This window comes from Streptomyces sp. cmx-18-6, assembly GCF_046548915.1.
Classification (GTDB): domain Bacteria; phylum Actinomycetota; class Actinomycetes; order Streptomycetales; family Streptomycetaceae; genus Streptomyces.
Genome location: NZ_JAEBEP010000005.1, coordinates 114,385 through 136,333, shown reverse-complemented (window position 1 = coordinate 136,333; position 21,949 = coordinate 114,385). Strand labels below are relative to the sequence as shown.

Genomic DNA, 21,949 nt, shown 5'->3' with positions numbered 1-21,949 from the left:
GAGCCAGGGCGCTTGAGTGCCCCTCGTACTGCACTCGCACACCTGTGCGAATAGCGTTACGCTCGTGCCATGGCCCTCCACCTGCAACCGTCGCTCTTCGACCAGGGGGACGACATCGTCGTCGGCTCCCTGAACGGGCTGCGCCGTACGGATCTGGGCCACGGCGCCTGGATCGACGTACTCCCGCAGTGGCTCCGGGGCGCGGACGCCCTGTTCGGGACGCTGGCGAGCGACGTGGCCTGGCGGGCGGAGCAGTGGGTCATGTACGAGCGCCTGGTGGCGGTCCCGCGCCTGCTGGCCCACTTCGACAGCGGCGACCCCCTGCCGCACCCCGCGCTCGACGCCGCCCGCACGGCGCTCAGCGCGCACTACGGGGGCGAGCTCGGCGAGCCGTTCACCACGGCGGGGCTCTGCTACTACCGCGACGGCCGGGACGGGGTCGCCTGGCACGGTGACACGATCGGCCGAGGCTCCACCGAGGACACCATGATCGCGATCCTCTCCCTGGGCGCGCCGCGCCACCTCGCGCTGCGCCCCCGCCGCCCGGGCCCCGCCCCCGTACGCCGGCCGCTCGGGCACGGCGACCTGATCGTCATGGGCGGCAGCTGCCAGCGCACCTGGGAGCACGCCGTCCCGAAGACGGCACGGGCGGTGGGGCCGCGGATCAGCGTCCAGTTCCGGCCCGCCGGGGTGCGCTGAGCGCACCGGCGTCCGCCGGATGCCGCCACGATCGGCCGTGGCGCGGGCGCACCGCAGTTGTGCCCGCCCCGGGCAGGGCGGATTCTGAGGACCATGGACCAGGCCGGTGTGGCGCGGTGAGCGCGACCAGAGCGGCGGATGCCGCCGACTTCCGCGGCCCCCTGGACATCGCCAGGGCGGCCACGGTGGTCCTGGACGGCCGGGACACCGTCATCGGGTGGAGCCCGGCCGCCACCGAGCTGCTGGGCTACAGCCCGCACGAGGTCGCCGGGCGGCCCCTGAGCGCGTTCCTGTCGCCGCTGCCCGTGGAGGGGCCCGTCCCCGCCGCCGAGGTCCACCCCGGGCCTCTCCCGGCTTCCGAGGTCCACCCCGGGCCCCTCCCGGCTTCCGAGGCCGGCTCGCCACCCGCCGGCAACGCCATCCGTCTCGCGCGTCACCGGGACGGCCGAGAGCTGCTGGTGGCGACCACGACGTGCCCGCTGGCGGATGCGGGCGCGGGGGCCGGTGCGGGGGCCGTCGACGGCTCCGGCGCGCCGGGCCGGGTGCTGGTCGCGGCCGAGCTCGGGGCGCTGCGGCAGTGGGAGTCCCGGCTCGCCCTGCTCCAGGGGCTCGCCACCCAGTCGCCCGTGGGCCTGGCGATCTACGACACCGATCTCCGCCTGACCTGGAGCAACACCGCCTACGAGCGGGAGATCGGCAAGCCGCTCGCCGAGTTCCGGGGGAAGCGGGCCGACGAGCTGTACTCGGGGGGCCAGTTCGTCACCCCCGGCTACCCGCAGACGCTCGACGCCGTGATGCACCACGTGATCGACACCGGCGAACCCGTCCTGGACCTGCACTTCCAGGGGATTCCGCCGAGCGACCCCGGGACGCAGCACCTGTGGTCGTGCTCCTACTACCGGCTGGAGGACGCCCACGGGCATGTGTTCGGGGTCTGCGAGGACGCCTTCGACATCTCCGACCGCTACCGCGCCCAGCAGCGCCTGGCCCTGCTGGTGGAGGCCGGACGCCGGATCGGCACGGTCCTGGACGTGGTCACCACCGCCGAGGAGATCGCCGAGGTGACGGTGCCGGACTTCGCCTCCGCCGTACGGGTCGACATCGCGCGGGCGACGGTGATGGCCGGGGAGCTCCCGGCGACCGGGAGTTCGGCGGCCATGGACCTCCTGCGGGTCGGCGAGCACTCCGCGGTCCCGGGGGTGGCCGACGCGGCCGAGCCGTTGCGCCCGGCGGCCCCGGGGAGTCCGGCCGACCGCTATCCCCCGGTGGCCTATCCGCCGGGTTCGGCCCAGGACCGCAGCCTCGCCTCCGGGGGCCTGGTGCTCGACGACACCACCCTGGTCGTCCCGTTGCGCGTCGGCGGCAGCGTGCTGGGGCTCGTCACCTTCGTACGGACTCCGCGTCCCGAGGCGTCCGGCGGTGCGGTCGCCCGGGGTCCGGCGAGCACCTTCGACAACGGTGAGGTCGCCCTGGCGGACGAGCTGGCCGCGCGCGCCGCCGTCTGCATCGACAACGCCCGCCGCTTCACCCGCGAACGCTCCGCCTCCCTCGCCCTCCAGCGGCAGCTGCTGCCCCACCATGTGCCGCCGCAGTCCGCGGTCGACATCGCCTACCGCTATCTGCCGTCCGACGATGTGACGGGGGTCGGCGGCGACTGGTTCGACGTGATCCCGCTCTCGGGGACCCGGGTCGGCCTGGTGGTCGGGGACGTGGTCGGCCACGGGCTCCAGGCGGCCGCCACCATGGGGCGGCTGCGCACCAGCGTGCGCGCCTTCGCCCAACTGGACATGGCCCCCGACGAGCTGCTGACCCGGCTGGACGACCTGGTGGGGCAGCCGCTGGAGGAGCGGCCGGGCACGCGCGGGGAGCCGGCCTCCGACGCGTACGACGAGCTGACCACCGGGGCGACCTGCCTGTACGCGGTGTACGACCCGGTCTCGCGGCGGTGCGTGATGGCCCGCGCCGGGCACCTGCCGCCGGCCGTCGTGCACCCGGACGGACAGGTCGCGTTCCCGGATCTGCCGGCCGGGCCGCCGCTGGGCCTGGGAGGTCTGCCGTTCGAGTCGATGGAGATCGAGCTGCCGGTGGGGAGCCTGCTGGCGCTGTTCACGGACGGCCTGGTGGAGGCCCGCGAGCACGACATCGACCGGGGGCTCGACGCGCTGGGCCGGGTGCTCGCCGACCGCACCGCGTCGCTGGAGGAGCTGTGCGACCGGGCCGTGACCGAGCTGGTGCCGGACGCCACGACTGCCGACGACACCGCTCTCCTGCTCGCCCGCACCCGGGAGCTGGACGAGGGGCAGGTCGCCGAGTGGGAGCTGCCGGCTGAGGCGGTGGCGGTGGGCCGGGCGCGCGAGCTGGCGACCCGCCAACTCGCCGTCTGGGGGCTGGAGGAACTGTCCTTCGCCACCGAACTGGTCGTCAGCGAACTGGTCACCAACGCGGTCCGGTACGCGGGCGGGCCGCTGCGGCTGCGCCTCATCCGCGACCGCACGCTGCTGTGCGAGGTCGCGGACACCGGCCACACCTCGCCGCACCTGCGGCACAGCGCGGAGGACGACGAGGGCGGGCGCGGGCTGTTCATCGTCGCGCAGCTCGTCCAGCGCTGGGGCACGCGCTACACCCCCGCCGGCAAGACCATCTGGACCGAACAAGCCTTTCCGCCGGTCGACTTCGGCTGAAACTGCTCGCTTTCGCCGGTTCTCGTGAGCCACTTTGTTGACAACTTCAACATCGTTAGACTTAGGTGTGCCTTACCTAAGTCGACTGGGTGTCCGTGGTTCTGGTCCCGATGCTGAGAAAGGTGCTCATTCGATGAGTGCTGTTCCCTCCACCCGTACCGTCGCCCGCACGGGCCTCGCCGTCCTCTCCGCCGCCGCGCTGGCGCTCTCGCTCGCCTCCCCCGCCGCCGCCGCGACCGGCGCCCGCACGATCACCGACGGCGGCGTCACGTACAACCTGTCGCTGACCGCCCCGGACACGGCGGCCGCCGCCGGGCAGAACATCACCGTCACCGGCAGCGGATACAACCCGGGCCAGGGCGTCTACGTCAGCCTCTGCGTGGTGGACGGGGCGCAGGGCGCCAACAAGCCCTCCCCCTGTCTCGGCGGCCAGGACGAATCCGGGACCACCGGGGCCTCCCACTGGGTGTCCAACCAGGGCGGCGGCACGCTCCCCAACAGCTCGGCCTTCGGCTCCGGCGGCACGTTCAGCGTCCGGATACACGTCAAGGCCGACCTCGGCGGCGGCAACATCTGCGGCGACACCGTCGAGTGCGCCGTCGTGACCCGCGCCGACCACACCGACACCAACGACCGCAAGTACGACGTCCACACGCCGATCGACTTCGTGTAGGACGCCCCGGCCGCCACCGGCCGCCCCCGACAACCAGCCATCGGCCCGGCTCCGGCGCTCCTCGCCGGGGCCGGGCTCCCCCGCGTCGTGACGAGGAAGCACATGACACCCACTCCGGGCACCCCGCAGACCGGCCCCGGCAGACATCCCGGGTCCGCCCGCCCCGGCCGGCCCCGCGGATTCGGCCGCCTGGCCGGCACGGCCGCCCTCGCCGCCCTGCTGCTCGGGGCGATCCCCGTGGGCGCGGCGGTCAGCGCCGACGCCGGCACGCCGAAGAGCGCCACCGGCCCGAAGGGGCAGAAGCTCACCGTCTCGGCCACCACCGGGCTCGACCCGGCCGGCCAGAAGATCCGGGTCACCGGCGAGGATTACGGGCTGACGTCCGGCATCTACGTCGCGCTCTGCAAGGACAACGGCGCGAACCGGGTCCCCTCCCCCTGCCTCGGCGGGGCCGACATGAGCGGCGGTTCGAGCACCTCGCGGTGGATCGTGCCGCCGGGCGACCCGTACGAGGGCGAGCTCGCCCGGCCCTTCGGCCCCGGCGGCTCCTTCGACGTGGAGATCGAGATCCGGTCCAAGGGCGACGGTCTCGACTGCGCCGACGTGCCGTGCTCCGTCGTCACCCGGGCCGACCACCGCGCGAGCGGCGACCGTACGCAGGACGTGCGCATACCCGTGACCTTCGCGGGCCAGGAGCCCGGCGAACCGGGCGGGGAGGGCGTGGACGTCCCCGCGGGGACCGTCTCGTACAAGCCGGTCGCCGACTTCACCTCGGCCGGCAAGCCGCTGGACCTGCTCCTGCACCCCGACTCCAAGAAGCTGTACGTCGGCGCGGACAACCTGCCCGACACGGCCGACCTCGACGAACGCGGCCTGTACGCGCTCAACCCCGAGGACGGGAAGGCCGAGAGCTGGATCAGCCAGGCCCCCGGCCCCACCGGAGAGCTGCGCGCGTCGACGGCGGCGCGGATCTCGGGACCGCTGACGGGCGACGGCGTGGTCTACAACTACCCGCTGCGGGGCGTCGGGAGCGCCAAGGCGGGCGACACGTCCGCCTCCGGCGTGTGGCTCGCCGGGTCGACGATCACGGACATCGCCCCCGGTACGGCTCCGGGCACGGTGCTGGTGGCCCAGGGCGCGAAGCTCTCCGAGATCGACCGCGCGACCGGTGCGGCCTCCCGGAGCGTGACCCTGCCCGGCGGGAACCAGTTCGCCGTCGACCACGCCCGGAGCGCGCTGTGGTTCAGCGACTTCGTGGCCGGGAAGCTGCACCGGGTCGATCTGGCCTCCTTCGCCGTCACGGCCTCCTTCGACCTGCCCGGCGCGGACTCCATCGCCGGGTTCACCGAGACGGATCCGGCGAGCGGCGCGGTGTGGGTGGGCGTCAACCGGTCCGTGCTGGTCTTCGACGCCCGGGGCAAGCTGGTGAAGACGCTGATCGGCAAGGACCTGGCCCGGGACGCGGCGTTCGACGCGCGGACCGGCCGCGCCTTCGTCGTCTGGCAGGACGGCGGGAACCTCTCCGACCCGGCGAACGACAACAACGGCACGCTCACCGTGTACAGCACCGAGGACTTCACCCCGGCGGCGAAGGACCTCTCGCTGCCCGGCAACCAGTCGCAGCTCGGGGCCGCCTCGCTCGCCGTCGAGCCGGGCGGGGCCACGGTGTTCGTGACCAGCCCGGCCGAGGGGAAGATCACCAAACTGACGCGGCAGGTCTCGCCGCTGGTGACCCAGGCGCCCGCCGACCGCTCGGTGAAGGCCGGGGAGGAGGTCGCCCTCACCGCGCGCGCCGAGGGCACTCCGGAGCCCTCGGTCCGCTGGCAGGTCAGCGCGGACGGCTCGCAGACCTGGCGGGACGTCGAGGGCGCGAAGGAGCCCGTGCTCACGTTCACCGCGCGGACGGCCCAGGACGGCTACCGGTACCGCGCCGAGTTCCGCAACGACGTCGGCACCACGCGTACGGCCCCGATCACGCTGACGGTCACCGAGGCCACCGGCGGCGGGGACACCGATGGGGCGAGCGACGGCCAGACGGACGGCCAGACGGGCGGGGACACCGGCGGTGACAGCGCCGGTCCGGGCGACACCGCGAACGGCGGCTCCGGCACCGGTGGTGACGACGCGTCAGGCGGTGCTACGGCGGGCGCCGCTTCGACGGGCGGCGACGACACCGGCGGCGGCTCCTCCGGCTCGTCGGCCGGCGCCACCGGGTCCACGGTGGGCGGCGGCGTCGCGGGCGGCACCGGCCCGGTGACAACGTCCGGCGGCAGCCTCGCGGCGACCGGGATCACTGTGATCTCGGTAACTCTCCTGGCGGCGGCGCTCCTTGGCGGCGGGCTGCTGATCCACCGCCGGGCCAGGAGGCGCACGACCGGCCTCGTCTGACCCCGTGGGCGCCCCCCTCCACCCCGGGCGGGCCCGTCCGCGGAACGACGAACCCCCTGGCCACGCAGGTCGCGGCCAGGGGGTTCGTGTGTGCGCTCCGGCGCACGCCGGAGCGGATGCCTCCGCGACCGGTGGCCGGCCTCCCCGCCCCACAGGCCGTCGTTCACCCGTTGGGCCACCAACATCCCTCCACCACAGGCGACATCGGACACCCGGGACCGATCGGGGGAGTCCGGAACGAGCCGTCTGAACTTCACGAGAACTCCAGCGAAATGGCACGTGTGTGGATATCGTGCACCGAGCGAGGGCGCATCCGTCAGTCCATGGGATCGACGGATGCGTCCCGTTTGTGGGGGTGCGACTGTGACTGGGGGGTTCATGGGGCATGTCGAAATACCGGAGACCGACATATCCGGGCCGGTGGGGCTCCGGGGCGCGCCGCGCCCCCGCACCGCCGCCTCCCGGAACCGCACGGCGGCCCTGGAACAGCTGTGGAGGGCCCCGACAGCACAGCGCGACCCGGCCGAGCGGGCTCCGGCCCGCAGGAAGCCGGGGCACCACCCGTCGCTCGGCGCGCTGACCGACCTGCTGGGTCTGGCCGGTCCCGCCTGGCTGCTGCTGCACCTGGGCGACCAGCCCCGCCCGTGGCTCGCCGCCACGGTGGCCGGGCTGATGTGGGCCGCCTTACGCGGATCGCGCGGCCGGTACGCCGACCGGCCGCGGGCCGAGCGGGGCGGTGCGTCCGACGCCCTCGGGGACTGGCTGGTGCTCCTCGGGGTGCTGGCCGTCCTGCACGCGGCGGCGGGGGGCTCCGTCGACCCGGCGACGGCCGTCGCCGCCGTCGCGCCCGGGCTGCTCGTGGCCGTCGCCGTCCAGGGGCCCCGGCCCTGGCCCCGGGCCGCGCGGCGGGGCCGGGCGGCCCGCAGGGTGCTGCTGGTAGGCGAGGCGGCGGGCGTGGACCGGGCGGCCGAGCTGCTCGACACCCGTACGGACCACGGCTATCAGCTGGTGGCCGTGATACCGGTCGGGCCGGCCGCGCTGGAGTACGACGGCGTGCAGACGCCGGGGCGGCTCGCCTCCTGCCCGGCCGACGACGATGTGACGACGGTGCTGGGCGGGGCCTACGCCCACGACGCGGATCTGGTGCTGGTGGCTCCCGGGCCCCAGCTGACCGGGGACCGGCTGCGGCGGCTCGGCTGGGGGCTGCACGACGCGGGCGTCGCCCTGTGCGTGCTCTCCGACCTCTCCGGCGTCGCGGCCTCCCGGGTCCGGCCGGTGACGGCGGGCGGGCTCACCCTGCTGCACATCGCGCCGCCGCTGCGCGGTGGCCCGCAGGCGGCGTTCAAGGCGGCCCTGGACCGCGGCGGGGCCCTGTTCGGGCTTCTGCTGCTGGCGCCGCTGCTGCTCGCGGTGGCGCTGAGCGTGCGGCTCTCCTCGCGCGGTCCGGTCTTCCACCGGCAGGTCCGCCAGGGGCAACACAACCGGCCCTTCACCATGTGGAAGTTCCGCACGATGGTCGCGGACGCCGAGGAGCGCAAGGCGCAGCTCACCGAGGCCAACGAGGTCGACGGGCCGCTGTTCAAGATGCGCCGGGACCCCCGGGTGACGCCGATCGGCCGGGCGTTGCGCCGGACGTCCGTCGACGAACTCCCGCAGCTCGTCAATGTGTTGCTGGGCCATATGTCGCTGGTGGGGCCACGCCCTCCGCTGCCCGAGGAGGCGTCCCGGTACGACGAGCGGGAGCACCGCAGGCTCGCGGTGAAGCCGGGGCTGACCGGGCTGTGGCAGGTCAGCGGGCGCTCCGACCTGTCCTGGCAGGAGACCGTGTCGCTGGACCTCTGGTACGTCGACAACTGGTCGGTGGCCACGGACATGGGGCTCCTCGCCCGTACGGTGCGCGCCGTCACCGACGGCCGCGGGGCGTATTGAGGACGGCGGGCGTGCGGATGCGAGGAGCCCCGGTGCGCCGCCGCGCGTGCGGCGGCGCATGGTCAGGCGGTGGGCGAGAGTTGGCCGAGCCACCAGGCGTAGGTGCGGGCGATGCCGTCGCGCAGCGGGATCTGCGGCTTGAAGCCGAGAGAGGTCAGGCGGGAGACGTCGAGCAGCTTGCGGGGGGTACCGTCCGGCTTGGAAGCGTCCCAGCCGATGCGACCTTGATAGCCCGTCACCTCGGCTATGGTTTCGGCGAGTTCGCGGATGGTGAGGTCCTCGCCGCAGCCGATGTTGACGGGCGCGTCACCGTCGTACGCCTCCAGCAGGCGTACGCAGGCGGCGGCCAGGTCGTCGACGTGGAGGAACTCGCGGCGCGGGGAGCCGGTGCCCCACAGGGTGACCTCCGGGGCCCCGTCGCGCTGCGCCTCGTGGAAGCGGCGGATCAGCGCGGGCAGGACGTGCGAGGTCTCCAGGTCGAAGTTGTCGCCGGGCCCGTAGAGATTGGTGGGCATGGCGCTGATGTAGGAGGCGCCGTACTGCCGGCGGTAGGACTGGGTCTGGACGATTCCGGCGATCTTGGCCAGCGCGTACGCCTCGTTGGTCGGCTCCAGCTCCCCGGTGAGCAGCGACTCCTCACGGATCGGCTGGGGTGCGAGCCGGGGGTAGATGCACGACGAGCCGAGGAAGAGCAGCCGCTCGGTCCCGGCCGCGTGCGCCCCGGCGATCACGCTGAGCTGGATGCGCAGGTTGTCCTCCAGGAACTGCACCGGGTAGGTGCTGTTGGCCATGATCCCCCCCACTTTGGCGGCGGCCAGCACCACGGCGTCCGGGCGGACGTCCCGCAGATACGTCTCGGTCCGCGCGGCGTCGCGCAGGTCGAGGAGGTCGCGGCCGCGGGTGAGGACCTCGTGGCCGTCGTCGGCGAGGCGGCGGGCCACCGCCGAACCGACCAGTCCGCGGTGCCCCGCGACGAATATGCGGGAGCCCGGGCGCAGTAGGGGGCGGGCGGATTCCTGGGGCCATACGGGGAGTTCGGTCGTCATGGCTCGGATTGTGCCAGCAGTAAGGGACTGCGGTGATGTTTTGCCGCAGAACGCTCCAATTCCGATATGTCGGTGACCTGTTCGTCGCACAGGCGAGCAACAGAGAAGGGGGAATCGTGGCAAAGACCGCGCTCATCACCGGAGTGACCGGCCAGGACGGCTCGTATCTGGCGGAGTTGTTGCTCGACAAGGGATACACGGTCCATGGCCTCATACGCCGCTCGTCGAGCTTCAACACCGAGCGGATCGACCACATCTACCAGGGCCCCGAGGAGCCGGAGCGTTCCTTCGTCCTGCACCACGCCGATCTGACCGATGGCGTGGCGCTGGTGAACCTGTTGCGCGACATCCAGCCCGACGAGGTCTACAACCTGGGCGCGCAGTCCCATGTGCGGGTCTCCTTCGACGCCCCGCTGTACACCGGTGACGTCACCGGCCTGGGCACCATCCGCCTTCTGGAGGCGGTGCGGGCGAGCGGCGTCCAGACCCGGATCTACCAGGCGTCGTCCTCCGAGATGTTCGGCGCCAGCCCGCCGCCGCAGAACGAGAAGACCCCGTTCCACCCGCGCAGCCCGTACAGCGTGGCGAAGGTCTACTCGTACTGGGCGACGGTCAACTACCGTGAGGCGTACGGGATGTTCGCCGTCAACGGGATCCTGTTCAACCACGAGTCGCCGCGCCGGGGTGAGACCTTCGTGACCCGGAAGATCACCCGGGGCGTGGCCCGGATCAAGGCCGGCCTCCAGGACCGGCTGCACCTGGGCAACCTGGACGCGGTCCGGGACTGGGGGTACGCGCCGGAGTACGTGGACGCCATGTGGCGGATGCTCCAGTGCGACACCCCGGACGACTACGTGGTGGCGACCGGCGAGGGGGTCAGCGTCCGGCAGTTCCTGGAGTTCGCCTTCGAGCACGCGGGCCTCGACTGGGCCGAGCATGTGCGCTACGACCCGAAGTACGAACGCCCCAGCGAGGTCGACGCGTTGATCGGCGACGCGTCCAAGGCGGAGGAGCTGCTCGGCTGGAAGCCCGAGGTCAAGTCGCGGGAGCTGGCCCGGATCATGGTCGACGCGGACATCCGCCTGCTCTCGGACCAGCTGACCGGGGCCGCCGTGCGGGTGGACAGATGAGGGGGCGGGCCCTCACGGAGGCCCGGCTCCGCACCCGTACGTCGTCGGATCCGGCGGCGGGCCCCTCCGACAGCCGCACCGCCGCTCCCGTCACCGCCGCCCCGGCCGAGGCGGCACTCACCCACAACTCCCGGCCGGCGCTCGTCGCGTCCGTGCCGGGGATCAGCACCGGCGCACCCGCCGTCTCCACCGACCGCTCGGTGGAGCTCATCGCGCCGGCACCGGGCGGGGCCCTCGGCTTCGCCTCCTCACTCGCCCCGACCGGTCACGGGACGGACAGTCCGCGCGGCTGGTCGGGCGAGGCAGCATCGGCGGCCTCCCGGCCGCAGCTCGAATCTCACCTTCGGAGCTGAATGATGAACGGAAGTACGGGGCAGAGAACCGGAAGGCGCGGCCGTGCACGAGCCGTCGCCGCCGCTCTCGGCCTGCTCGCCGGAGCCCTGTCCGCGACCGCGGGCGGGACCTCCCCGGCCACGGCGCTGACCCCTCCGGTGGCCATCACCGCGGACGACCTCTCCACCTGGCAGACCAACGGCATCGTCTGGTCGATGGCGGCCGGCGACGGCGTCGTCTACGCGGGCGGCACCTTCTCCACCGTGCGGCCGCCCAAGGCCGCACCCGGCACCGGGGAGCAGCCCGCGGTGAACTTCGCCGCGTTCGACGCGGCGACCGGTGCGCCCACCGGCTGCTCGCTGTCGTTCACGGTCTCCTCGGGGACCGCGACCGTGCGCTCGCTGGCGCTCTCCCCGGACGGGGAGACGCTGTACGCGGGCGGGCAGTTCGGGGCGGTGAACGGGGTCGGGGTCAGCAACATCGCGGCCATCGACACCGCGACCTGCACCGTCCGCAACAATTTCAAGATCGGTGTCTCGGCCACCGTGCGGGCGCTCGCCGTCACCGCCGACACGGTCTACCTGGGCGGGGACTTCAACACCGTCGGAGGCCAGACCCGGAACAAGTTCGCGGCCGTCACCACCGCCGGCGCGTCCCTGCTGCCGTTCACGGCGAACGCGGACGAGGTGGCGCGGGCCGTCGAGGTGACCCCGGACGGGCGGCACGTGCTGCTCGGCGGGGACTTCTTCCGCATCAACGGCACCACCACCCACGCCCTGGCCGTGGTCGACGCCACGACCGGACAACTCACCAAGACCTACCCGGGGTTCATCCACAACAACTCCACGGTCCAGGACATCACCACCGACGCCACCGGCTTCTACACCGCCAACGAGGGCACCGGCGGCGGGGTGTTCGACGGCCGCATCGCGCTGAACCTGAGCGACTTCCAGCAGCGGTGGCGGGACACGTGCCTGGGGGCCACGCAGTCCGTGGCGGTCTACTCCGGGGTGCTCTACAGCGGCAGCCACGCCCATGACTGCGTCTCCATGGGCGCGTTCCCGGACCAGCCGCGCAAGCACCTGCTGGCCCAGGCCGTCGACGACCCGAAGCTGCTGCCGTGGTTCCCGGACACCAACGACGGCATCGGCGAGCCGGTCGGTCCGCGGGTGATGACCCAGACCGGCAAGGGCGGCCGCCACTACCTGTGGGTCGGCGGCGAGTTCACCACCGTCAACGGCGCCGCCCAGCAGGGGCTGACCCGATTCGCGGACGGCCCGGACACCGGCGCGCCCTGGGTGCCCAACGTCAGCCTGTCGACGCTGAATCCGGGGAAGATCGAGGTGAACTGGCAGAGCAGTTTCGACACCGACGACGGAGAGCTGACCTACCAGATCTTCAAGAACGGGTCGAACACCCCGATCCACACCACGACCGGCTTCTCGGTCTTCTGGAACCGGCCGCAGCTGAGCTGGACGGACACCGACGTGGTGCCGGGCGAGACCTACTCGTACCGGATCACCGCGAGCGACGGCGTCAACACCAGCGCCAAGTCGCCCGCCCAGTCCGCCACCGTGACGACCGCGACCCAGGCGTACCCCGCCAGGGTCAAGGCGGACGGGGCGACGCTCTACTGGCGCTACGACGAGCCCAGTGCCACCTTCGCCCACGACAGCAGCGGCAACCTCAACAACGGCTTCCTGCGCAACGCCCCGGCCTACCGGCAGACCCCGCCGGCCGTCGCCGGGCCCTCGACCGCGATCGGGTTCAACGGGACCAACCAGTACGCCTACAGCAACCGGCTCCACCCCGCGCCGGCCCGCTTCTCCGTGGAGACCTGGATCAAGACGACCACCACCCGGGGCGGGAAGATCATCGGCTTCGGGAACCTGACCCAGCAGAACAGCACCCGCCACGACAAGCACGTCTACATGCGCAACGACGGCCGGCTCACGTTCGGCGTGTACAGCGGCGCGGCCCGCACGATCGCCACCACGGGGGCGTACAACGACGGCCAGTGGCACCATGTCGTCGCCACCCAGGGGCCCTCGGGCATGGCGCTCTACGTCGACGGGCAGTTGCGCGCGTCGAGCATCCTGTACACGAGCAACGAGAACCAGCCGGGGTACTGGCGGATCGGCGGGGACAACCTCGCCAGCTGGCCGAACCGTCCGACGAGCAACTTCTTCGCCGGGGAGATCGACGAGACCGCCGTCTACCCGACCGCGCTGAGCGCTTCCCAGATCAGCGCGCACTACGCCCTGAGGAACGGCTGATGAGGAACCCGTTCCTGGCCTGCGCCGCCGTCGTCATGACGGCGGCGGCGCTGGCCGCCTGCGGCTCGTCCGCGGACGGGAACGACCCGGAGGCCGCGGGCGCCCAGCGCCCCGCGGCCTCCGGGCCCGCCGTCCCCGGCCCGTCCTCCCCCGGGCCGTCCGCCTCAGGGCCCTCCGCTTCCGGGCCGACCGCCGACGCGCCCGCCGGCGACGGGCCCGGTGCCGGCGGACCGGCCGCCGGGGGCACTACGGACCAGGGCCCGAAGACGCCCGCCGACGAGATCACCCCGGCCACGGGGACCTTCACCGAGAAGCAGAAGAAGTACCTGGAGGACCGGGTGCCGAAGGGCATGGACCCGGCCGCCGTGCTCCAGACCGGGCAGGAGACCTGCGACAAGCTGCGCTATCTGGTCAAGGCCGACCGGGACACCGCCGTGGGCGCGATCGCGGCGAACGAGATCACCGACGCGGCGGACGCCGTGGCCGGTCTCTGCCCCCAGCACCAGGACCTGGTGGACGAGGCCGCGTACGCCTATCCGGACGGCGCCCACACCGGGAAGACGCTGCGGCCCGGCGTCTACCGCTCCGCCTCCCCCACCACGAAATGCTCGTGGCAGATCACCGGGGCCGGCGGCGAGGAACTGGCCTCCGGCTCCTCCGACACCGGCGCGTCCCGGAAGATCACGATCCCCGGGTCCGCCCGCTCGTTCACCTCCACAGGCTGCTACGCCTGGCTGCCCGAAGGAAACAAGGGATGACCTCGGACCACACGAAACTGCCCATAGCCGTGGCGATACCGACCAAGAACGAGGGGCTGAACATCGCCGAGGCGGTGAAATCGGTGCTCGGCCACTTCGAGGCGGTCGTCGTGGTGGACTCCCACAGCACCGACGACACCGCGAAGATCGCCGAGGAGTGCGGGGCCGAGGTGGTCGCGTACACCTGGGACGGGGGCCATCCGCGCAAGAAGCAGTGGTGCCTGGACAACGTCCGCACCGACCTGGACTGGATCCTGCTGCTCGACGGCGACGAGCGGCTGAGCCCGGGGCTGCTGGCCGAGCTGCGGGAGACCTTCAGGGACCCGGCGGCCCCGAAGCCCGCCGCGTACGACATACCGCTCGGCTACTGGTTCTCGGGGAAGCGGCTGCGGCACGGATACACCATCCGCAAGAGGTCGTTGACCGACCGCACCCGCAGCCACTACCCGGAGGTCGGGGACCTGGACGCGCCGGGCATCGGGGAGGTGGAGGGCCACTACCAGCCCGTCGCCGCGACGGTCGGCACGTTGGAGAACCCCATCGAGCACCAGGATCTCGACCCGGTGACCGCCTGGTTCGAGCGGCACAACCGGTATTCGGACTGGGAGGCGTGGCTGGAGCAGCACCCCGAGGTGAAGGAGCAGGTGCGCCAGGTCAAGTCGCGCCAGGGGCAGTTGTTCCACAAGGCGCCGTTCAAGCCCGTGGTGTCGTTCGCGTACATGTACCTCTACCGGCGGGGCTTCCTGGACGGCCGGGCCGGGTTCGACTTCGCGCTGGCGATGAGCTTCTACCGCTGGCAGATCGCTCTCAAGTCCCGCGAGAAGCCGCTACGTTGACGGCTCTGCCGGCTCCGTCAGCTCTGCCGGCTCTGACGGCTCCGGCGGGCCTGACGGGTGTACCGGGCCCGTCCCCTCACCCTCGCCTCCGGCGGACCACGTCCTCGTAGGTCCGCCGGAGGGTGGCGGTGACGACCTCGATGGTGAACTGGTCGTTGACCAGCTCCCAGGCGGCCTTGCCCGCCTGCTCGGCGGCCTCCGGCTCCAGCAGCTCCAGGATCGCGTCGGCCACCTTCCGGGCGTTGGCCGCGTCCTGGCCGACCCGGCTGTCGATGACCCGGCCCGCCCCGGCCTCCGCCACATCGGGGCCCTGCCCGCAGGTGCGGGTGATGACGACGGGGGTGCCGACCGACATCGCCTCCAGGACCGAGACCGGGAAGGGCTCCTCGATCGCGGGCAGCACATACACGTCGGCCTCGCGCTGGGCTGCGAGGACCTCGTCGTGCTCCAGCGGGCCCACATGGTCCAGGGAGTCGCTGACGCCCAGCTCCCGGGCGAGCGCGAGGGTGCCGGGCAGCGCGCCGGTGTCCGGTCCGGACAGGACGAAGCGGGCGTCCGGGTGGCGGGCGAGGACGTGCGGCATGGCGGCGATGAAGTCCTCGGGCCGCTTGCGCTTCTGGACGCGGGCGAGGAAGAGCACGGTGGGCGGCCGGCCGGGGTCGCGGGCGGGCTTGCGCTCCTGCGGGCGGACGCCGTTGACCAGCCGGACGGTGCGGGTGAGCGGGACGGGGGCGGCGACCGCGTTGACGTCGAGCCGCTCCATCTCGGTGAGGTGCAGGACGGCGTCCGCGCCGCGCAGCACCTTGCGGACCCCGAGCAGGTCGGTGAGCTGGGCGACGCGCTTCTCGGTCGGGTCGATCATGCCGTGGGTCTGGACGACCAGCGGCGTCCGGGTCGCGAGGGCGAGCAGCGCTGCGGGCAGGGTCACCAGGTCCCGCATCAGATGGACGTGTACGAGGTCGGCGCCGCGCATCATGCGGCGTGCGGTGCGCAGCAGTGCGGCGGAGGTGATGCCGCTGACCTCGAACATCGGGAGCACGTGCCGGGCCTGGAAGAGGTGGACCGGAACTCCCTCGACGTGGCTGGGCAGTTCGCCGTCCGGGAAGTCGTCTCCGAGGGCCATGATGCGGGCGTCGTCCCCGGCGGCCCGCTGGACCTTGGACAGGTTGAGCGCGACCCGGGTCGGACCGCCGAAGGCGTGGTCCGGGGTGTGGAGCGTGACGACGTGCAGGATTTTCACCAGAGTTCCCCTCGACTGCGGCCACTTGTTCACAGGGTAGTCATCGGCCCCCCTCAAGTGGGGTGATTCGTTAGAGTGTTCAGCGGTTCACTGATCCCGGGGGGGCGCATGACGTCGGTGCACACGTCGGCGCACGGACCGGTCGCCGACGCGTCCGCGCGCCCTGAGCGGTCCCGGGCGCGAAGCGGCCCTCCGGAGCCTCCCGAGCGGCCGATCGCCTGGTCGATGCTGTCGCGGGCGCTGTCCGTGCCGCTCATCCTGGGCCTGGTCTGCTTCCTGCCCGCGCTGATCGCCGCGCAGCCCGGCAGCGGCGTCCGGGACACCGCGTACTGGCTCCAGCTGGTCCTGACCTGCTACGCGGGGGCCCGCCTCGCGACGATGATCCTCTCCACCCGGCGGCGGCTGCTCCAGGGCGTCTTCTGGATGTTCGTGTACATCGCGATGGGCGTGGCCCCGTTCGCCCAGGTGGTGATCGGGCAGACGCCGACGCCGATGGTGGGGCCGCGCCAGGACCTGATCACGGCCATCGCGATGGTGCTGGTGGGGTGTGCCGCCTACGACCTGGGGGCGCTGCTGGCCTCACGCCGGCCGCTGCGCCGCCGTACGCCATCCGCGCGGGGTTCGGGCGGCGGTCCGGCCCGGGCGCATCCGCTGCGGCTGCGGCTGCTGGTGCTGGTGGCGTTCGCGGCGAGCGCGTTCTACGTGCTGAAGCTGGGCGGGCCCGCGGTCTTCTTCTCCAGCCGGCAGGAGATCAACGAGACCGTCGCGGCGAGCGGGGTCGCCGCGGAGGGTTCCAACGTGGGCTCCGCGTTCGTCAAGGGCTTCGGCCAGGTCCCGGCCCTGCTGGCGCTGCTCTTCTACACGCGCCGCCTGGCGACCTCCTACCGGGCCCGGCGCACCCCGTCGACGGCGCTGGTGTGGGTGGCGCTGGCGGCGCTGAACCTGGTGGTGAACAACCCGATCTCCAACGCCCGTTACTGGTTCCTGACGGTGCTGTTGGCGTTCGTGTTCACCGCGCTGCCGAGCAGTGCGGCGGTCTACCGCACGGTGCTGGCGACCGGGGTGGTGGGGGCGCTGGTGGTGTTCCCGTACGCGGACAAGTTCCGCTACGACGACGAAGGACAGCGGCCCGCGCAGTCGGCCTCGGTCTTCGAGCCGCTGGTGACCAAGGACTACGACCAGATGGTGATGTTCGCCAACACCATCTCCTGGGTCGACACCCGGGACCACACCTACGGCCGCCAACTGAGCGGCTCCGCGCTGTTCTTCGTGCCGCGCGCGGTGTGGAGCGGGAAGCCGGAGGACACCGGGGTCCGGGTCGGGCAGTGGATGGGGCTGCGGATGACCAACCTCTCGGCCCCGCTGTGGACCGAGTTCTGGGTCGACTTCGGCGCGTCCGGCATGGTCGGCGGCCTCGCGCTGATCGGTTACGCCTCGGCCCGCACCGACCGCCGCTACGCCCTGGCCGTCACCCGGGCGGGACCCGGCCCCGGAAGCGTGCTGGCCATCGCCGCGCCGCTGATCGCCGGATACACCTTCATCCTGTTGCGCGGCCCGCTGCTCCAGGCGGCGGGGAAGCTGGCCATCGCCGCGCTGTGTCTGCTGCTGATCAGCACGTTCAGGGAGCAGCGGGCGAAGCGTCGGCGGTGAGCCGGGCCTGCTCCGGCCGAGGCGTGCGGCGGCGCAGCCGGGCCACCCGGATCCAGGTGGCGGCGGCCTTGCAGAGCGAGCCGAGGAAGAGGCCCCAGGCGGCTCCCGGGACGCCCCCGAGAACGTAACCGCCCGCGAGGAACGCCACGGCGGTGAGCGAGAACACGACCTGGATGGCGAGCGTGGTGCGCGGGTCCAGCATCCGCAGGGCGAGCAGCCCGCAGGTGCCGACGGCCATCGCCGCGTACTGGCTGCCGGTCGCGGGCAGCAGGGCGGCGGACACCGGCCAGGTGTCGCCGAGGAGTTGGCGGCCTGCCCGGTCGGGGAGCAGGGCGAGGACGGTGGCCCAGAGCGCGGCGGTCGTGGCCAGCGCGGCGGCGAGCGCCGCGGTGGCCCGCACCCGGCGGCGCTCGTCGGCGATGCGGCCGAGCAGCGGCGGGCCGAAGGAGGTGGCGGAGGTGAACAGCACGTTCAGCGGCCCGAACAGGGTGGTCGCCCCGCGCAACGCGCCGACCAGCAGCGGGTTCCCGACCGCGCCGAGGCCCAGGACGGAGAGCTGGCTGGTCGCGTTGCCCACCGCGAACTCGATGGTGAACCGCTGCCCGAGGTGGCCGCGCCGCAGCATCGGCCGGAGCGACAGCGGGCTCCCGGCGGTGGAGCGGTGGAGCAGGGCGGCGGAGAGCAGCAGCGCGGGCAGGGCGGACAGGCCCCAGAGCGCGATCAGGCGGGCGGGAGACGCACCGTACGCCTGCGTCCCGAGCGCCCCGAGGACGCAGGCCAGCCGCAACAGGTCCGAGAGCAGGGCCAGATGGGGCTGCTGGAGGGTGGAGAAGGCGTACCGTACGGCGTCCTGTCCCAGCACCACCGGCAGCACCAGGCCGAGCATCGTCAGCGCCCGTGCGGTGTCCCCGGGGACGAGGACGCACACGGCGGCCAGGAGCGCCCCGAGCGCGGCCGCCGCGAGCACGGCGAAGGCCACGGCGGAGCGGCACGCGCCGCGGGTCTCCTTCCCGCCGCCGCGCTTGAGGACCAGGGGCTGCCCGGTGTACGCGCCGAAGACGCCGAGCAGCACCGTGAAGACCAGGTAGACCGCGGAGAAGCGGGCGAAGTCGGCCAGCGTGGAGAGCCGGGCGGCGGCCACCAGCACCAGGATGTTGGTGAGCGCCGCCACGCCCTGGTCCGCGACCGAGCAGAGGACCGCCGTGCGGGCTCTCACCGCCGCGCCGCCGGGAGGGTCAGGGAGCGCAGGCCGAGGGTTTCGGTGGGGTCTCCGGTGGTCTCGGGGGCGTCCGGTTCGGCGGTGGGGGCGGGCCCGTCGCCGCCCCCGTTGCGGCGGCGGGCGGACTTCTTCCGGCGCTCCGGCCGCAGCAGCCGTCCCCGGCTCGGGTGGAGCAGCGCGCCGAGGACGGAGCCGCCGGAGGCGCCGATGATCTCGCGGATGCGTTCCAGGTCGCTGCGGTGCACCTCGCGCGGGTCGCAGACGATCATGACGCCTTCCACCCGGTCGACCAGGGCGACCGCGTCGGCGTAGGACAGCACGGGCGGGGCGAGGACGATGACGACGCCGCCGGGCCGGTCGGCCTCGGCGACGATGCGGCCGACCGGCGGGGAGGTGAGGGCGCGCGGCACGTTGTCGACCGTGGTGCCCGGGATCAGGGCGAAGGCCCCGGAGCCGGGCACGTCCACATTGGAGCGGCCCCCGGTGGGCCAGCTGCCGTCGCCCTCCTCGGCCGCCCAGCGCGGCGGGCGGGCCCCGTGCGCGCCGGAGCCCAGGGCGCGGGCGAGGGAGGGGGTGCGCAGGTCGGCCTCGACGAGGAGGACGTCCCGGCCCATCTCGGCGAAGGCGGCGGCCAGGTTGGCGGCGGCCGCCGCCGCTTCGGCGTTGTCGCCGCGCGGGGCGGTGACCAGCAGTCGGCGGCTCTCGGCGAACGACGGGTCGTAGGCGAGCCGGAAGGCGACCGCCCGGTACTCCTCCGCGAGCCGGGAGCCGCTGCGGCCGATCGCGAGCAGCGCCCCGGTGGCGGCGCGTTCGCGGGGCAGGGTCCCGAGCAGCGGGCCGCCGAGCGAGCGGACCAGCTCGCGGGGGGAGCGTACGGCGGGGTCGAAGACGAGCCGCACCCAGGAGAGCAGCAGCCCGAGGGCGAGGCCGACGACGCCGCCGAGGCCGAGCAGCAGGGGCAGCCCGGGGCCGGTGGGCGCGGTGGGGGCGACGGGCTTCTTGTTGAGGTAGCCGGGGGTGGTGTCCAGGGCCTTGAGCTCGGAGATCTTCCGGCTGAGCTCGGAGATGGAGACGATGATGTTGGCGCGGGCGCTGCTGACGTCGTCGGCCGCGCCCACGCCGCTCTGCTTCTCCAGCAGGTCCCGCTTCTCCTCCAGCGGGTCGAGCTGGGCCCGGTAGCCGCCGGACATGTTCTTGATGCTCTCCTCGGTGCGCGCCTTGCGGTGGGCCAGATAGGCGTTGGCGAGGGCTTCGGCGCGGGCCCGGGACTCCTCGGGGGTCGCGCCGGTGTAGGAGAAGCGCAGGGTGAGGGTGTTGGGCGGGTTGGTGACCTGGAGCCCGGCGAGGAGGTCGCGGGCGGTGACGTCGTCGCCCTTCTTGAGGAGGGTGCCCGCGGCCAGGGTGCCGACGGTGTCGCTGACGGCGGTCTGGCGCTCGGAGCCGATGTTGATGCCCTTGTCGGCGGTGGCCCCGGCGGCGAAGGGGTCGGAGATGGCGGAGCGGACCAGCACCTCCCCGGTGGCGGTGTAGGTGTCCTCGCCGCTGAGCGCGAGGAAGCCGCCGCCGAACAGGCCGATGACTACTCCGGTGGCCAGCAGCGCCCGATAGCGCAGGAGTTGGCGGAACTGGTCGCGCAGGAGCGCCGGCTCGTCCTGGTCGTCCAGGACCCGGTTCACGGGGGTCATCGGCGGGGGCTCCCTTCCGCGTCTTCCAGGACCTCGGCGAGCAGGGCGTCGAAGCGGGCGAGGCCCGCCTCCCGGCTCAGGTGACGGGCGACGTACCCCGGCCCCTCGGCCCCGAGGGCGTCGGCCGCGACCGGGTCGGCGGCCAGCTTCCGTACGGCCTCCAGCAGGGCGGCCGGGTCCTCGGGGGCGACGAGCACCCCGGCCCCGGAGCGGCGCACCTCGTCGGCGGTGCCGCCCTCGTCGGCGACGGAGGCCACGACCGGGCGTCCGGAGACGAAGTAGGAGGTGAGCTTGGAGGGGACGCTCATGTCGAGGACGGAGGCCCGCTGGGTCACCGCGAGGACGTCGGCGGCGGCCAGAATGTCGGTGAACTCCCCGGCCGCCGCGGGCTCCAGGAAGTCCACGTTGGGCAGCCCCTCGGCGCGGGCGCGCAGGGCGTCGCGCTGGTTGCCGTCGCCCATGAGGACGACGCGGACGTCGGGGGCCAGGCGGGCGGTGTCGACCAGGACGTCGAGGCCCTGCTTGAGGCCCATGTTCCCCGAGTGCAGCAGGACGGGGGCGCCGGCGTCCCAGCCGAGCCGGGCCCGGGTGGCGGCCCGGTCGGCGGTGGGCCTTTGCACATGGCTCCAGTTGGGGACGAGCCGGATGCGGGCGGGGTCGACGCCGAGGGCGGTGACGCCGGGGACGAAGCTCTCGTGGATGACGCCGACGAGGGCCGCGTCGCGCAGGGCGTACCGCTCGGCCGCCGCCGCGACGGCCGCCGCCCTGCCGCCGCCCCGGATGCCGCTCTGGGCCGCGGCGGCGCCCATCAGGTCCTGGACGACGGGTATGTACGGGACGCGGTGGCGGCGCGCGAGACGGGCTCCGATGACGCCTCCGGCGAGGCTGGGCATCTGGGAGATCACGGCGTCCGGTCTGCCCGGCGGCGGGGCGAACAGTCCGGTGGCGAGGATGCTCGCCTCGAACGCGGCCCGGCGCAGCGCGGTCTGACGGGACGGCACATAGTGGCGGCGTCGGTGCACGCCGACGCCGCCGCGTATCTCCACCGTCCGCCACACGCTCCGGTACGCCTCGTCCAGCCGCCAGGACGGGTAGTGCGGCATGCCGGTGAGCGCCCGGACCCGGGCCCCGGACGCGGCCCAGTGCTCGGCGAGTTGAGCAGCGTACGGGCCGATGCCCGTGACCTCTGGTGCGTAGTTCGTCGAGACCACCAGAAGGCGGCGGTTCTGAAACGGCCTGTGCCGTTCGGCATCGGACATCGGACGATCGCCTTCCCCCCACGACAGCCGCCGCTCCCCTGCGGGAACAGCCCCTGTCGAGCTTATCCGTTCACGGCTTGCACAAGTGTTCTTCACAGTAAGGTCGTTGCCACATCACCGGATCACGTTCGACCGTGGGGGGAGAGA

General features: G+C 73.2%; 16 protein-coding genes. 11 read left to right on the top strand and 5 right to left on the bottom strand.

Annotated elements, in window-relative coordinates:
- Nucleotides 1–69: 69 nt before the first annotated feature.
- The 5 genes from ACLJPL_RS13800 to ACLJPL_RS13780 all read left to right on the top strand — a co-directional run bounded on the left by ACLJPL_RS13800 (nucleotide 70) and on the right by ACLJPL_RS13780 (nucleotide 8,370).
- On the top strand, nucleotides 70–699 hold the full coding sequence (locus tag ACLJPL_RS13800; protein WP_411081093.1) for an alpha-ketoglutarate-dependent dioxygenase AlkB: 630 nt from the start codon (nucleotides 70–72) through the stop codon (nucleotides 697–699).
- Between the two features lie 116 nt (nucleotides 700–815).
- Nucleotides 816–3,380: a SpoIIE family protein phosphatase gene (locus ACLJPL_RS13795; RefSeq protein ID WP_411081092.1), complete on the top strand. Its 2,565-nt coding sequence runs from the start codon at nucleotides 816–818 to the stop codon at nucleotides 3,378–3,380.
- 133 nt (nucleotides 3,381–3,513) lie between these two features.
- The gene (locus ACLJPL_RS13790; protein ID WP_411081091.1) at nucleotides 3,514–4,053 is read left to right on the top strand and encodes a hypothetical protein; all 540 of its coding nucleotides are present in this window, start codon (nucleotides 3,514–3,516) and stop codon (nucleotides 4,051–4,053) included.
- 102 nt (nucleotides 4,054–4,155) lie between these two features.
- Nucleotides 4,156–6,441: a hypothetical protein gene (locus tag ACLJPL_RS13785; RefSeq protein WP_411081090.1), complete on the top strand. Its 2,286-nt coding sequence runs from the start codon at nucleotides 4,156–4,158 to the stop codon at nucleotides 6,439–6,441.
- Between the two features lie 378 nt (nucleotides 6,442–6,819).
- Complete coding sequence (locus tag ACLJPL_RS13780) at nucleotides 6,820–8,370, top strand: exopolysaccharide biosynthesis polyprenyl glycosylphosphotransferase (protein ID WP_411081089.1); 1,551 nt, start codon at nucleotides 6,820–6,822, stop codon at nucleotides 8,368–8,370.
- Nucleotides 8,371–8,432: 62 nt separating this feature from the next.
- Here the strand turns inward: ACLJPL_RS13780 and ACLJPL_RS13775 are convergent, their stop codons facing one another.
- Nucleotides 8,433–9,416: a GDP-L-fucose synthase family protein gene (locus tag ACLJPL_RS13775; protein WP_411081088.1), complete on the bottom strand. Its 984-nt coding sequence runs from the start codon at nucleotides 9,414–9,416 to the stop codon at nucleotides 8,433–8,435.
- A 116-nt stretch (nucleotides 9,417–9,532) separates the two neighbouring features.
- Here ACLJPL_RS13775 and gmd point away from each other — a divergent pair, with 116 nt between their 5' ends.
- From gmd to ACLJPL_RS13750, 5 genes are read left to right on the top strand one after another with little or no spacing between them, the layout of a single operon-like run.
- Complete coding sequence (gene gmd, locus ACLJPL_RS13770; protein ID WP_366392386.1) at nucleotides 9,533–10,546, top strand: GDP-mannose 4,6-dehydratase; 1,014 nt, start codon at nucleotides 9,533–9,535, stop codon at nucleotides 10,544–10,546.
- The gene (locus ACLJPL_RS13765; protein WP_411081087.1) at nucleotides 10,543–10,899 is read left to right on the top strand and encodes a hypothetical protein; all 357 of its coding nucleotides are present in this window, start codon (nucleotides 10,543–10,545) and stop codon (nucleotides 10,897–10,899) included. Before gmd ends, ACLJPL_RS13765 begins: the two co-directional genes overlap by 4 nt.
- Nucleotides 10,900–13,155 (top strand): LamG-like jellyroll fold domain-containing protein, encoded by a 2,256-nt coding sequence (locus ACLJPL_RS13760; protein WP_411081086.1) that lies wholly within the window; start codon nucleotides 10,900–10,902, stop codon nucleotides 13,153–13,155.
- Nucleotides 13,155–13,913 (top strand): hypothetical protein, encoded by a 759-nt coding sequence (locus tag ACLJPL_RS13755; RefSeq protein WP_411081085.1) that lies wholly within the window; start codon nucleotides 13,155–13,157, stop codon nucleotides 13,911–13,913. Before ACLJPL_RS13760 ends, ACLJPL_RS13755 begins: the two co-directional genes overlap by 1 nt.
- A complete protein-coding gene (locus ACLJPL_RS13750) occupies nucleotides 13,910–14,749 on the top strand; it encodes a glycosyltransferase family 2 protein (protein ID WP_411081084.1) in 840 nt (279 codons plus the stop codon). The genes ACLJPL_RS13755 and ACLJPL_RS13750 overlap by 4 nt, the downstream gene beginning before the upstream one ends.
- 76 nt (nucleotides 14,750–14,825) lie before the next feature.
- Here ACLJPL_RS13750 and ACLJPL_RS13745 read toward each other — a convergent pair whose 3' ends face one another.
- Nucleotides 14,826–15,989, bottom strand: coding sequence for a glycosyltransferase (locus ACLJPL_RS13745; protein ID WP_411081083.1), 1,164 nt, complete (start codon nucleotides 15,987–15,989; stop codon nucleotides 14,826–14,828).
- Nucleotides 15,990–16,097: 108 nt separating this feature from the next.
- Here ACLJPL_RS13745 and ACLJPL_RS13740 point away from each other — a divergent pair, with 108 nt between their 5' ends.
- A complete protein-coding gene (locus tag ACLJPL_RS13740) occupies nucleotides 16,098–17,639 on the top strand; it encodes a hypothetical protein (protein ID WP_411081082.1) in 1,542 nt (513 codons plus the stop codon).
- Here ACLJPL_RS13740 and ACLJPL_RS13735 read toward each other — a convergent pair.
- Genes ACLJPL_RS13735 through ACLJPL_RS13725 form a run of 3 tightly spaced genes read right to left on the bottom strand, consistent with a single transcriptional unit; the run spans nucleotide 17,608 to nucleotide 21,802 of the window.
- Entirely contained in the window at nucleotides 17,608–18,855 is a 1,248-nt protein-coding gene (locus ACLJPL_RS13735; RefSeq protein ID WP_411081081.1) for a hypothetical protein, read from the bottom strand. The genes ACLJPL_RS13740 and ACLJPL_RS13735 overlap by 32 nt on opposite strands.
- Nucleotides 18,852–20,543 carry a lipopolysaccharide biosynthesis protein gene (locus ACLJPL_RS13730; RefSeq protein ID WP_411081080.1) on the bottom strand — a complete coding sequence of 564 codons (1,692 nt, stop codon included), beginning with the start codon at nucleotides 20,541–20,543 and terminating at the stop codon, nucleotides 18,852–18,854. The genes ACLJPL_RS13735 and ACLJPL_RS13730 overlap by 4 nt, the downstream gene beginning before the upstream one ends.
- Nucleotides 20,540–21,802 carry a glycosyltransferase gene (locus ACLJPL_RS13725; protein WP_411081079.1) on the bottom strand — a complete coding sequence of 421 codons (1,263 nt, stop codon included), beginning with the start codon at nucleotides 21,800–21,802 and terminating at the stop codon, nucleotides 20,540–20,542. Before ACLJPL_RS13725 ends, ACLJPL_RS13730 begins: the two co-directional genes overlap by 4 nt.
- Nucleotides 21,803–21,949 lie beyond the last annotated feature (147 nt).

What these genes read in the sequence shown, in the direction of transcription:
- ACLJPL_RS13800 (WP_411081093.1), top strand. Translation starts at nt 70, where the DNA reads ATGGCCCTCCACCTGCAACCGTCGCTCTTCGACCAGGGGGACGACATC.
- ACLJPL_RS13790 (WP_411081091.1), top strand. Translation starts at nt 3,514, where the DNA reads ATGAGTGCTGTTCCCTCCACCCGTACCGTCGCCCGCACGGGCCTCGCC.
- ACLJPL_RS13785 (WP_411081090.1), top strand. Translation starts at nt 4,156, where the DNA reads ATGACACCCACTCCGGGCACCCCGCAGACCGGCCCCGGCAGACATCCC.
- ACLJPL_RS13780 (WP_411081089.1), top strand. Translation starts at nt 6,820, where the DNA reads ATGGGGCATGTCGAAATACCGGAGACCGACATATCCGGGCCGGTGGGG.
- ACLJPL_RS13775 (WP_411081088.1), bottom strand. Translation starts at nt 9,416, where the DNA reads ATGACGACCGAACTCCCCGTATGGCCCCAGGAATCCGCCCGCCCCCTA.
- ACLJPL_RS13765 (WP_411081087.1), top strand. Translation starts at nt 10,543, where the DNA reads ATGAGGGGGCGGGCCCTCACGGAGGCCCGGCTCCGCACCCGTACGTCG.
- ACLJPL_RS13760 (WP_411081086.1), top strand. Translation starts at nt 10,900, where the DNA reads ATGATGAACGGAAGTACGGGGCAGAGAACCGGAAGGCGCGGCCGTGCA.
- ACLJPL_RS13755 (WP_411081085.1), top strand. Translation starts at nt 13,155, where the DNA reads ATGAGGAACCCGTTCCTGGCCTGCGCCGCCGTCGTCATGACGGCGGCG.
- ACLJPL_RS13750 (WP_411081084.1), top strand. Translation starts at nt 13,910, where the DNA reads ATGACCTCGGACCACACGAAACTGCCCATAGCCGTGGCGATACCGACC.
- ACLJPL_RS13740 (WP_411081082.1), top strand. Translation starts at nt 16,098, where the DNA reads ATGACGTCGGTGCACACGTCGGCGCACGGACCGGTCGCCGACGCGTCC.
- ACLJPL_RS13730 (WP_411081080.1), bottom strand. Translation starts at nt 20,543, where the DNA reads ATGACCCCCGTGAACCGGGTCCTGGACGACCAGGACGAGCCGGCGCTC.
- ACLJPL_RS13725 (WP_411081079.1), bottom strand. Translation starts at nt 21,802, where the DNA reads ATGTCCGATGCCGAACGGCACAGGCCGTTTCAGAACCGCCGCCTTCTG.